8 protein-coding genes are annotated in these 12,269 nt (G+C 70.6%); 4 read left to right on the top strand and 4 right to left on the bottom strand.

Annotation, left to right across the window (positions count from 1 at the left end; all coding sequences use genetic code 11):
* Positions 1 to 24 precede the first annotated feature (24 nt).
* On the top strand, positions 25 to 1,938 hold the full coding sequence (ftsH, locus tag KCI33_RS08345) for an ATP-dependent zinc metalloprotease FtsH (RefSeq protein WP_212524323.1): 1,914 nt from the start codon (positions 25 to 27) through the stop codon (positions 1,936 to 1,938).
* A 20-nt stretch (positions 1,939 to 1,958) separates the two neighbouring features.
* On the opposite strand, the gene KCI33_RS08340 is transcribed toward ftsH, so the two are convergent.
* Positions 1,959 to 2,753, bottom strand: coding sequence for an Fpg/Nei family DNA glycosylase (locus KCI33_RS08340; protein WP_212524322.1), 795 nt, complete (start codon positions 2,751 to 2,753; stop codon positions 1,959 to 1,961).
* Between the two features lie 146 nt (positions 2,754 to 2,899).
* Between KCI33_RS08340 and KCI33_RS08335 the strand changes: the two genes are divergently transcribed.
* Complete coding sequence (locus KCI33_RS08335; protein WP_212524321.1) at positions 2,900 to 3,556, top strand: alpha/beta family hydrolase; 657 nt, start codon at positions 2,900 to 2,902, stop codon at positions 3,554 to 3,556.
* A gap of 6 nt (positions 3,557 to 3,562) precedes the next feature.
* Here KCI33_RS08335 and KCI33_RS08330 read toward each other — a convergent pair whose 3' ends face one another.
* Positions 3,563 to 4,696 (bottom strand): CapA family protein, encoded by a 1,134-nt coding sequence (locus tag KCI33_RS08330; protein ID WP_212524320.1) that lies wholly within the window; start codon positions 4,694 to 4,696, stop codon positions 3,563 to 3,565.
* Between the two features lie 139 nt (positions 4,697 to 4,835).
* Here KCI33_RS08330 and KCI33_RS08325 point away from each other — a divergent pair, with 139 nt between their 5' ends.
* Together KCI33_RS08325 and KCI33_RS08320 are read left to right on the top strand one after the other, a co-directional pair.
* Complete coding sequence (locus KCI33_RS08325; protein ID WP_212524319.1) at positions 4,836 to 5,819, top strand: efflux RND transporter periplasmic adaptor subunit; 984 nt, start codon at positions 4,836 to 4,838, stop codon at positions 5,817 to 5,819.
* Positions 5,812 to 9,045: an efflux RND transporter permease subunit gene (locus KCI33_RS08320; RefSeq protein WP_212524318.1), complete on the top strand. Its 3,234-nt coding sequence runs from the start codon at positions 5,812 to 5,814 to the stop codon at positions 9,043 to 9,045. The genes KCI33_RS08325 and KCI33_RS08320 overlap by 8 nt, the downstream gene beginning before the upstream one ends.
* A gap of 110 nt (positions 9,046 to 9,155) precedes the next feature.
* Here the strand turns inward: KCI33_RS08320 and KCI33_RS08315 are convergent, their stop codons facing one another.
* Positions 9,156 to 9,833 (bottom strand): hypothetical protein, encoded by a 678-nt coding sequence (locus KCI33_RS08315; RefSeq protein ID WP_212524317.1) that lies wholly within the window; start codon positions 9,831 to 9,833, stop codon positions 9,156 to 9,158.
* Positions 9,830 to 12,268: an ATP-binding protein gene (locus tag KCI33_RS08310; RefSeq protein WP_212524316.1), complete on the bottom strand. Its 2,439-nt coding sequence runs from the start codon at positions 12,266 to 12,268 to the stop codon at positions 9,830 to 9,832. Before KCI33_RS08310 ends, KCI33_RS08315 begins: the two co-directional genes overlap by 4 nt.
* Position 12,269: the final 1 nt, after the last annotated feature.

The raw sequence follows: 12,269 nt of genomic DNA, 5'->3' as shown, positions 1-12,269 counted from the left end.
GAAACCGACAACGGGCGCCCAATCATGCCAAAGACCGACGACGACCCTCAGAATCGCCCCGACCGGCCGGAATGGCTGGCGTGGGCGCTGCTCGCCGCCTTCCTGCTGTTCACCGCCTTCGGCGGGCTCTGGCTGGAGCCCGCGCCGCAAGGCCAGCCCGTCGCCTATAGCGAGATCAAACGGATGATCCGCGAGGGCGAGATCGCCTCGGTCACCCTGCAGGAGCACGAGATCGTCGCCACGCGCCGCGGCAGCGACCCCGCCGCGCCCGAATATGTGAACGCCGTCACCCCGGCCCAGAACGACCCCGAGTTGCTGCCCCTCCTCGAAGCGCAGGGCGTCGAGATCACCGCCGAGGCCCCCGCCGAGGGATCGCTGCTTGCCTATATGCTGCCCTGGATCGTCCTGCTCGGCTTCTACCTGTGGCTGCAGCGGCGCATGATGGGCAGCCTCATGGGCGGGATGGGCCCGACGCGCGGCGGGCTTCTGTCGGGGCGATTCGCCAAGCCGCAGAAACCGGCGCGGCGGGTGACCTTCGACGACGTCGCGGGCCAGGACCAGGCCAAGCGCGAGGTGTCGGAGCTGATCGATTTCCTGCGCGAGCCCGACCGCTTCCACCGGCTCGGCGCCGAGGTGCCGCACGGCGTGCTGCTGATGGGCCCGCCCGGCACCGGCAAGACGCTGATGGCCAAGGCACTCGCCGGCGAGGCCGACGTGCCCTTCTTCTCGACCTCCGGCTCGGAATTCATCGAAATCTTCGTGGGCGTCGGCGCGGGCCGGGTGCGCGCCATGTTCGAGGCCGCGCGCAAGGCTGCCCCCTCGGTCATATTCATCGACGAACTGGACAGCATCGGGCGCACCCGCGGCACCGGCCTGGGCGGTGGCCATGACGAGCGCGAACAGACCCTGAACCAGATCCTGGCCGAGCTCGACGGCTTCGCCGAGCGCGAGGCCGTGGTGGTGCTGGCCGCCACCAACCGCCCTGACGTGCTGGACCCGGCGCTGCTGCGCCCGGGGCGGTTCGACCGGCATGTCACGCTGAACCTGCCCGACAAGGCGGCGCGGCGCGCCATCCTCGACATCCACGCCCGCAAGCTGCCGCTGGCCGACACCGCCGATCTCGACCTCATGGCGGCGGGCACGCCGGGCTTCTCCGGGGCCGACCTGAAGAACCTGCTGAACGAGGCGGCGATCGCGGCCGCGCGGCGCGGCGCCGCGCTGATCGAGCGCGCCGACCTGAACGAGGCGCGCGACAAGGTGATGATGGGCACCGTGCGGACGCTTGCGATCCGCCCCGACGAACACCGCCGCCTGGCCGTGCACGAGGCCGGGCATACGGTGGCGGCCTATTTCTTGCCCGACGCCGACCCGCTCTACAAGGTCACCATCATCCCGCGCGGGCATACGCTGGGCGGCACCCACATGCTCAGCGAAAGCGAGCGTCATACCGAGGACGAGGCCTATCTGCGCGCCCAGCTGGTGATCCTGCTGGCCGGGCGGGCCGCCGAGCGTCTGCTGATCGGCACCGTCAGCTCGGGCGCCGACGACGACATCAGGCGGGCCACCAGCATGGCCCGTGCCATGGTCGCGCGCTGGGGGATGAGTGATACGCTCGGCCCGATCGACCTGCGCCGCAGCGAGGATCACCCCTTTCTCGGCCAGGCCATCGCCCAGCCCCGCGACCATGCCGACGCCACCGCGGCGCTGGTGGACAAGGAGGTGATGGCGCTGCTCAAGCAGGCGGAGGACGACGCGACGGCGCTGCTCAGCGCGCATCGGGCCGGGATCGAGGCCCTGATCGCCGAATTGGAGGCGCGGGAGACCCTTGATTTCGACGAGATCCGCCGGCTGCTCGATCCCGCAGGCAGCACCGCGCCCCGCCCCGCACCGCCCGAGGATCCCGCCCGGGTGCCGCGCGTGGGTCCGGAGCGACACTGAGCGCGCGGGCCCCTGCCCGTTCACCCTGCGCCGCCCCTCTGGCAGCGCGGACAGGAATAGGCGCTGCGCCCGCCGATCCTCTCGCGCCGCAACGGGCGTCCGCAGCGCGGGCAGGCCGCGCCCGCCTCGCGGTGCCGCGCCAGCCAGTCGGGAGGCAGCTCCGCGCCGGAGGCGAGGATGCCCACCGCCCCTTCCAGCACCGCGCGCAGGGTGCGATGGAGGGCCTCCAGCCCTTCGCGGCTCAGATCACGCCCCTTGCTGCGCGGCGCGAGCCCGGCGCGGAACAGGATCTCGTCGGAATAGACATTGCCGATCCCGGCAATCTTGGACTGGTCCATCAGCGCGGTCTTCAGGCTGCCCCGGCCGGCGCCGATCCGCTCCGCGAAATCGCGTGCCGACAGCGACAGGGCATCCGGCCCGATGCCGCGCTCCCGCAGGTAGGCCAGCCTGTCATCGGTCAGCTCCAGCCAGCCGAGCCTGCGCTGGCTGACGACGGCGCAGAGCGGCCCGCCGGCGAAGGTCAGCCCCAGCAGGGCGCCCTTGGGCGCCGCCTGTCCGGCCGCGCAGAACCGCAGCGCGCCGGTCATGCCGAAATGGATCACCAGCGTCGGCCCCCGCGCCGTCCGGGCGAACAGGATCTTGCCGTGCCGGGCCACCCCGGCGAAGCGATCCCCCTCCAGCGCCGCGCGCAACGCCTCCCCGGTCGCACCGCGCAGGCTGCGCGGTGCAATCAGATGCACCCCCTCGATCATTTTCCCCAGCCCCCGCGCGGCGAATTCGCGGCGGAAGACCTCGACCTCGGGCAGTTCCGGCATGCCCCCTCCCCGCATCCTGCGATCCGTGGCGGCAGCCTGACACGGAACGCCCCGCCGCGTGTTGACCCGCATCAAAGTGCGGCGCCGCAGGATGCGGCATCCTTGACCTGTCCCGGTGCCGGGACCACGCGAAGAAGGAGCAGACAATGTCAGACAAAGCCGAAGAAAAACGGATCGTCTGGATCGGGAACAAGCGGCTCGAAGGGATCCTGCGGCGGCCCGCCGGGCCGATCGGGCTGGCCATCTTCGCCCATGGCGCGGGCAGCAGCCACCTGAGCCCGCGCAACAACCGGGTGGCCGAGGCGCTGGGCCAGCGCGGCATCGCCACGCTGCTGTTCGACCTTCTGACCATCGAAGAGGCCGCCGACCGCGCCAATGTCTTCGACATCCCGCTGCTCAGCGTCCGCCTGCTGGAGGCGCTGGACTGGGCGCAGGACCAGCCGGGTCTGGGGGCGCTTCCGGTCGGGCTTTTCGGCGCCAGCACCGGCGCCGCCGCGGCGCTGGTCGCCGCCGCCCGCGCGCCCGAGCGGATCGACGCCGTCGTCTCGCGCGGGGGACGGGCCGACATGGCCGGCGACGAACTGCCGCGGGTGCGCGCGCCGGTGCTGCTGATCGTGGGCGGGCTCGATCATCCCGTGATCGAGATGAACGAGGCCGCCGCCGGCGAAATGACCTGCGCGCACCGGCTGGAGATCGTCCCCGGCGCCACACACCTGTTCGAGGAGCCCGGCACGCTGGACCGGGTGGTGGAACTGGCCGGCGACTGGTTCACTGAGCACTTCCGCGCCGCCGCAAGGGGCTGAGGCGCGTCACCCCCCGATATCGACGGACAGCGACCCCGACGGCTGCCGGTTGATCGCCGCGTCGCCCGGCAGGCTGTCGCGCCGCAGCATGTGCGCCAGCCAGTCCACGTCCTCGGCCCCGGCGCGGGTCAGCCGGAAGGCGCGGCGGCGATAGGGCAGCATTTCCAGCCCCGCAAGCCGCCCCGTGGCCGGGTCGAGATCGGCGACATAGGCCAGCCCCAAATCGGGGCGATACCCCTCCTGCCCGCCGATCCCCTCGTAATCGTTGATCAGGTCGCCCGCGCCGTAGACGATCAGCTTGCCTCGGTAGAGCTCGATCCCCTTGGGGTGATGCGAGGAATGGCCGAAGACCAGATCCACCCCGGCCCGATCGATCAGCGCCCGCGCCATCTCGCGTTGGCGGAAGGGCACGTCGAAGCCCCAGTTCGCCCCCCAATGCACCGACAGGATAAGCAGGTCGCCGGGCCGTCGCAGCGGCGCCACCCGCGCGCGCAGCAAGGCCGCCGCCGCGTCCGGGTCATCGGGCAGCAGCGCCACCCCCGGCCGGTCGTCCCCGGCCTGCCAGTCGCGGGGCACGCCGCTGGTCCCGCTGCCCAGCGCCGCGACCAGCGCCCGGCCCTTGCCCGCCACCTCCAGCACCAGCGGCGCCTCGGCCTCGGGCGCGGTGCGCCCGGCTCCGGCCTGGCCGATCCCGGCGCGCTCCAGCACCTCCAGCGTCTCCACCAGCCCGGCCTCGCCCCAGTCCAGCACATGGTTGTTGGCCAGCGTGCAGGCATCAAGGTCCGCGGCCCCCAGAACCCCCGCGTTCTCGGGCGACATGCGGTAGTTGATCGCCTTCGGCCAGGGCGCGCCGGCGCGGGTGATCGCGGTCTCGAGATTGACGATCCGCAGGTCGCAGCCGCGCGCGGCGAGATCCGCCAACAGCGCCCCCCAGACATAGGCGAAGGGCGCCCGGCGGGGGATCGGACCGCTGACCCGTTCGGCCAGCCGGACGTAATCCTCGGCCGATGTGACCCAGCCTTCGTAAAGGCGGGGATCCCCCGGATGGGGCAGGATCTGGTCGATCCCGCGCCCCGTCATCACGTCCCCCGCGAGGAAGATCCGCAGCCCCGCGGCCGGGTCCCGACCGTCGCTTTTCATGGCGCCCTCCTGCGATCATCGCGCCGTCTTTGCCCAGTCGGCCAGAAAAATTGACTTCGATCAATGCTGTTTGAGACAGGTGCTGTAGCGGTATACTGAAGCGATTGCCCCATCCGGGAACAGAAAAAGGACCAAGGACATGCGAGCGGCCATCACCGCGATCATCGTCCTGCTCGCCGCCCAGGGCGCGCAGGCCGAGACACTGACCGTCACCGCGCAGCCGATCACCGAATGGAAATCGGTCTATGGCGAGGTCGAGACCCGGGACCGCGTGCCGGCCCGCGCCCGCATCGGGGGCACCATCGTCACGCTGGAGGTGACCGAGGGCGACCGGGTCGCGGCCGGGGCGCGCATCGCCGTGGTCGAGGACGACAAGCTGGCCTTTCAGCTCGATTCCATCGACGCGCGGCTGGAGGCGCTGAAGGCGCAGCTGGAGACCGCGCAGGCCGATCTGGCGCGCGGCCAGCAGCTGATCGAGCGCGGCTTCGTCACCGGCCAGCGGCTGGAGCAGCTCCAGACCCAGGTCGATGTGGTCGAAGGCAACATCCGCAGCCTCGAATCCGAACGGCTGATCGTCGAACAGCAGGTAGCCGAGGGCGAGGTGCTGGCCCCCGAGGCGGGCGTGGTGCTGTCGGTGCCGATCTCGCGCGGCTCGGTCGTGGCGCCGGGCGAGGCGATGGCGGTGATCGGCGGCGGCGGCGTGTTCCTGCGCCTCGCGGTGCCCGAGCGCCATGCCGGCGACCTGGCCGAGGGCGATACGATCCAGATCGCGGCCTTCGCCGACAGCGCCGCGCCGCGCACCGGCCGCCTGGTCAAGCTCTACCCGCAGATCGAGGGCGGGCGCGTCCAGGCCGATGTCGAGGTCGAGGGGCTGGACGGCCGCTTCGTCGGGCGCCGCCTGCCGGTCCGCCTGCCGGTGGGCGAACGCCACGCGATCCTGGTGCCCGAGGCGGCGCTGTCGCGCGCCGGCGGCCTGGACATCGTGGAGGTCGAGACCGACACCGGCGAGGCACTGGGCCGGGCGGTGGTGCCCGGCGGGACCGTGATGGTCGAGGGCGCGCCCTGGCGCGAGATCCTGACCGGGCTGGCGGTCGGCGACCGGGTGGTGCTGGGCCATGAGTGACGACAACCAGACCCCCAACGGCGCGCTGGGCATCGCAGGGCGCCTGACCCGGGCCTTCATCGCCTCGCCGCTGACGCCGCTGCTGCTGATGGCCTCGCTGGCGGTGGGACTGATCGCGCTGATCAGCCTGCCCCGCGAGGAGGAGCCGCAGATCTCGGTCCCGCTGGTGGACATCCACGTCAATGCAGATGGCCTGGCCGCCGAGGACGCGCTGAAACTGATCACCGAGCCGCTGGAGACCATCGTCAAGGGCATCGATCAGGTCGAACATGTCTATTCCGACACCCGCGACGACCGGGTGATGGTCACCGCCCGCTTTGAGGTCGGCGTCTCGGCCGATACCGCCATCCTGCGGGTGCGCGACAAGATCCTGGCCAATCTTGACCGCATCCCGGTGGGCATCCCCCAGCCGCTGGTGGTGGGCCGCGGCATCGACGACGTGGCAATCGTGTCGCTGACATTCGCGCCCGCCCCGGGGCAGGACGCGGTCACCGCCGCCGACCTCACGCGCATCGCCCGCGAGGTCGAGGCGCAGCTCTCGCGCATCCCCGATGTCGGCCTGACCTATGTCGTCGGCGGCACCGAGGACGCGCTGCGGATCGCGCCCGACCCCGAGCGGCTGGCGCTTTACGGCGTGACGCTGCAACAGCTGGCCGCCAAGGTGCAGGGCGCCAACAGCGCCGCCCCCGCGGGCAACGTGCGCGACGGCGGCGAACAGATCGGGCTGGTCATCGGCAAGACCCTCTCCACCGCCGCCGAGATCGGCAATCTGGAGCTGACCGCGCGCGACGGGCGCACCGTCTATGTGCGCGACGTGGCGGACGTGGAATTCGTCTCCGACCTCGATGAGGAACATGTCGCGACCCTGACGCAGGGCGCGGACGGCGCCATCTCGCGCCGCCCGGCGGTGACGCTGGCCCTGGCCAAGCGCGCCGGCGCCAATGCCGTCACCGTGGCCGAGGAGATCCTGCACCGGGTCGAGGCGATGGAGGGCGGGCTGATCCCGCACAGCGTCGCCGTCGAGATCACCCGCGACTATGGCGAGACGGCCAACGAAAAGGCCAACGAGCTGCTGTTCCACCTTGCCCTCGCCACGATCTCCATCGTGGCGCTGGTGCTGCTGACCATCGGCTGGCGCGAGGCGGTGGTGGTCGCCCTCGTCATCCCGGTGACCATCCTGCTGACGCTGTTCGCCGCGCATATCATGGGCTACACGCTGAACCGGGTGTCGCTGTTCGCGCTGATCTTCTCGATCGGGATCCTGGTCGATGACGCCATCGTGGTGATCGAGAACATCGCCCGCCACTGGGGCCTGAAGCGCAAGGGCCAGGGCCCGCAGGAGGCGGCGGTGGCCGCGGTGGCCGAGGTCGGCAACCCCACCATCGTGGCCACGCTGACGGTGGTGGTGGCGCTGTTGCCGATGCTGTTCGTGTCGGGGCTGATGGGCCCCTACATGAGCCCGATCCCGGCCAATGCCTCGGCCGCGATGATCTTCTCCTTCTTCGTGGCGGTGATCATCACGCCCTGGCTGATGGTGAAGATCGCCGGCAGAAAGGACATGTCGGGCCACGGCGACGAGGACGTCTATGGCGGGCACAAGCATTTCAGCCCGATGGGACGGTTCTATGCCGCCATGGCCCGCCCGATTCTGCGCAGCAAGGCGATGTCGGGGCTGTTCCTGCTGGTCGTGGTGGTGCTGTCCTTCGGCTCTCTGGCGGCGCTCTACACCCGCGACGTGACGGTCAAGCTGCTGCCCTTCGACAACAAGTCGGAACTGGCGGTGGTGATCGACCTGCCCGAGGGCGCCTCGGTCGAGGCGACCGATGCCGTGGCGCAGGCGGCCGCGCGGCTGGCGCTGGATCTGCCTGAGGTGATCTCGGCGCAGACCCACGCCGGCACCGCGGCGCCGTTCAACTTCAACGGGCTGGTGCGCCACTACTACCTGCGCCAGAGCCCGGAGATGGGCGAGGTGCAGCTCAACCTCACCCCCAAGGGAGAGCGCGAGCGCACCAGCCACGATATCGCGCTGGAGCTGCGCGAGCGCCTGCGTGAGCTGGACATCCCCAAGGGCACCGTCCTGAAGGTGGTCGAGCCGCCGCCGGGCCCGCCGGTGATCTCGACCCTGCTGGCCGAGATCTACGGCCCCGACGCCGAGACACGGCGGCAGGTCGCGGCCAAGGTCCGCGCCGCGTTCGAGGACGTGCCCTTCGTCGTCGACGTGGACGACAATTACGGCACCCAGCCGCGCCGCCTGCGCGCCGAGCTTTCCGCCAGCGACATGGATTTCTTCCGCGTCCAGGAAAGCGACGCGCTACAGACGCTGCGCCTGCTGAACGGCGCGACCACGGTGGGCTATTCCCACCGCGGCAAGGGCCGCCGGCCGATCCCGATCGTGGTCGCCCGCGAACGCGGCGACCGGGTGATCGACGAACGCGCGCTGTCGACCCCGGTGCCGGCCAACGCCATCCCCGGCGGCCGCGGCATCGTCGAGCTGGGCGATGTCGTGCAGGTCACCGAGGAACGCGCCTCGGCGCCGATTTTCCGCCACAACGGCTATGACGTGATCATGGTCACGGGCGAACTGGCCGGCGAATTCGAGGCGCCGCTCTACGGCATGCTGGCGGTGGCTGACCGGCTGGACGCGATGGAATGGGACGAGGGGCTGAAGCCCCAGGTCAAACTGCACGGCCAGCCCGTCACCACCGAAGAGCCGGTGCTGCTGTGGGACGGCGAATGGGAGGTAACCTGGGTCACCTTCCGCGACATGGGCGCGGCCTTCGGCGTGGCGCTGCTGGGGATCTACATCCTCGTCGTGGCGCAGTTCGGCAGTTTCCGCCTGCCGCTGGTGATCCTGACGCCGGTGCCGCTGACCTTCCTCGGCATCATGGCCGGGCACTGGCTGTTCGACGCGCCGTTCTCGGCGACGTCGATGATCGGCTTCATCGCGCTGGCGGGGATCATCGTGCGGAACTCGATCCTGCTGGTTGATTTCATCCGCCACGCCGACCCCGAGCGCCGGGTGACCGTTGACATCCTGATCGAGGCCGGGGCGACCCGGTTCAAGCCGATCCTGCTGACCGCCATCGCAGCGATGATCGGCGCGGTGGTGATCCTGGCCGACCCGATCTTCCAGGGTCTGGCGATCTCGCTGCTGTTCGGGCTGCTGTCCTCGACGGCGCTGACGGTGCTGGTGATCCCGGCGATCTACCGGCTGTTCAAGACCTGACCCGGGCGGCACCCGGCGCCCCCTCGAAAAATGGAAAGCGCGGCCCTTGCCCGGGCCGCGCTTTTCGTTTCGGGGGCATCGCCGCGCCGCCGCCCTCGGGGGCCGCAGGCTCAGGGCACCCGCAGGATGCAGGTGCAACGCGCTTCCTGGGCGATCTTGGCCAGGCTGCCGGCCTCGGCGAACAGCAGGCTGCGCGGGTCGAGCGCGGCGATCCGCGCACGTAGCGCCGGTTCGTCGGCGAAACGTTCGATGACGGTGGGCGCGAGATCCGGCGGCGGCTCGGCGCCGGGGGGCAGCAGCAGGCGCAGCGGCCGACCGATGCGGGCCGCCTGGGCGGCCGCGAGCCGGGCCAGCGCCATATCGCCATCCGCGCCGAGCACGAGCACGACCTCGCGCAGCGGCGCGCGGCGCGGCGCGCCGCAGGCCACCAGCAACGTGCCCGCCTGCAGCATCTCTTCGAGGATTTCGCCAACTTGCCCGCGCTTGTGCCGGAACGACCAGCGCAGCGCCGCCGCCTCGGCCGCACGGGCCAGCTCGGCCTCGAAGCGGCGGGCATCGCCGCGGAAGGCGGCCGCCATTCCGGCCGGGTCGATCCCGCCCAGCGCGCGGCCGTGCGAGCCGATCAGCCGCGCCGCCGGCAACCTGGTCAGGGTCACCACGGCCTCCTGTTCGATCAGCAGGCCCTGCAGGTCGCCATTCATCTCGGCGGCGATCTCGGTCGCCAGCGCCAGCGCATCGCGCGCCTCGGCGAAGCTGGTCGCGCTGAGGATCACCCGAACCACGGTCATGGCTTGCCCTTCTCCTGCCCGTTCCTCAGGCCGAAGCTCCGGCGGGTCTCGGCGAAGGCTTGCAGACGCGCCTCGACCAGCGCATTGACGCTGCCCTCCGGGAACCGGCCATCGGCCCCCCGCGCGCCCGCATCGCGGCCGGTCAGATGGGCAATCCCCTGGTCGATCGTGGCGATCGGGATGATTCGGAACTGCCCGGACTCGACCGCCTCGACCACGCGCCGGCGCAGCACCAGATGCTTGATGTTGGTCTCCGGGATCAGCACCGCCTGCCGCCCGGTCAGCCCGCGCGCGGCGCAGACATCGAAGAAGCCCTCGATCTTTTCGTTGACCCCGCCGATGGCCTGGATGTCGCCGAACTGGTTGACCGACCCGGTCACCGCGAAGCTCTGGTCGATCGGCAGCTCCGAGAGCGCCGAGAGCAGCGCGAACAGCTCCGCCGCCGAGGCGCTGTCGCCGTCGATGCCGCCATAGCTCTGCTCGAACACCAGACTCGCCCAGAGCGACATCGGCTCTTCGGGCGCGTATTGCCCGGCGAGGTAGCCCGACAGGATCATCACCCCCTTGGAATGCAGCGGGCCGCCCAATTCGGTCTCGCGCTCGATATCCACGACCTTGCCGCTGCCCACGCGCACCCGCGCGCTGACACGCGAGGGGCGGCCGAAACGGCTCTTGCCGATCTCCAGCACCGACAGCGCGTTGATCTGGCCGACATGCGCGCCGTCGGTATCGATCATCAGCGTCCCGCGATGGATCATCTCCTGGCTGAGTTCGCGCAAACGTCCCGCCCGGCGCTCGGCCGCCTCGATGGCGCTGTCGATATGCGGGGCGCCGATGGTCTCGGAACCGGCGCCCCCGGCCCAGTGGTCGGCCTCGCGCAGGATGTCCGAAAGCCGGCCGAGGTTCAGGCTGAACCGCTCCGCGTCGTCCGAGAGGCGGGTGCTCTCCAGCAGCAGCCGACGGACGCCGGGGGCATCCAGCGGGCGCAGGTCCTCGCGCCGGGCGATGGTGCCCGCGAGCCGGGCAAAAAGCTTCGCGCTGTCGACGTCGCGCGGCATGCGGTCGTCGAAATCGGCCTCGATCTTGAACAGCTCGGCGAATTCCGGGTCGAACGCGGTCAGCATGTAGTAGAGCATCCGCTCGCCCACCAGCACCACCCGCAACTTCAGCGGGATCGGGTCGGGCTCCAGCGTCTCGGTCGAGATCAGGCTCAGCCGCTCGCCGGCCGAGAAGATCGAGATCTCGCCGCTGCGCAGGGCGCGTTTCAGCGCGTCCCAGGCGAAGGGCTCGATCAGCACCTGGCGCGCGTCCAGCACCAGGAACCCGCCGTTGGCGCGGTGCAGCGCACCGGCGCGGATCATGGTGAAATTGGTCACCAGCGCGCCTTGCTCGGCGGCGTATTCGATCCGCCCGATCAGGTTGGCCAGCGTCGGCAGGCTCTCTTCGACCACGGGGGCGCCGTGGCCGTTCGTGTGGGGTTGCGAGACCATCACGTTCACGGCGTAGCGCCGGAACTGCGGCTTGGCGTAATGCTTGGTGGTGGCGACGGGGAAGGCCCCGGCGGTCGCGCCGTCCTCCCGGATCAGGAACAGATCGGCATTCTCGATGATGTCGTCGCGCATGGCCTCGAGGAACCGCAGGGCGTTGTCCTCCCCGGCAAATTCGGCCTTCACCTCAGACAGGGCGTCGTCGACGACGTGTTCGGTCATCTCGACATTCAGCGCCTCGACCTCGCGGCGCTGCGCCTTCATGCCCTTGGGCACCTGCCCGAGGATCTCTTCGAGTTCGGCGCTGATCTCGGCCATGGCGGCGTCGATCCGCTCGCGGGTGTCTTCGGGCAGGTCGTGATAGGCTTCGGGTGTGAGGATCTCCTCGCCCTGGCGGGCGGCCACGCCGAAGCCCATCGGCGTGCGCATGATCGCCACGCCGCGGGCGCGGGCTTTTTCGGCCAGTTCGCCCATCGCCTGTTCCTGACGGTCGGAATAGGACTCTTCGATGGCGCGGCGGCGGGCCTGGTAATCCTCGGATTCGAAGACCGCCGGGATCTCGTTGGCGAGATCGTCGATCAGTTTCTCCACCGCCGCCTTGAGCACCATCGCCCGTCCCGGCGGCAGATCCATCGCGCGCGGCCGGCGCGGATCGTCGAAATCGTTGACATAGACCCAATCGCTCGGCCGCGGCAGGCTCTCGGCCGCGCCGGACAGCAGCGCGCGCACCGCGCTGCGCCGCCCGGTGCCGGGATTGCCCAGCACGAACAGGTTGAAATCCGAAAACCGGCTTTCGGCGGCCATCCGCAGCGCGTCGAGCGCGCGTTCCTGGCCGGGCCAGTCCTCAAGCGGTTCGAGATCGCCGGTGGTCTCGAACTCCAGCGCGGCGTCCAGCACCCCGCGGGAAAGTTCGGATGCCTCCAGGGGTTTGCCAGCTTCCGGCGCCATG

Source organism: Actibacterium sp. MT2.3-13A (assembly GCF_018139985.1).
Lineage (GTDB): Bacteria > Pseudomonadota > Alphaproteobacteria > Rhodobacterales > Rhodobacteraceae > JAGSOU01.
Note: the sequence above shows the minus strand (reverse complement) of the source record. Positions and strands in the feature narration are given on the sequence as shown.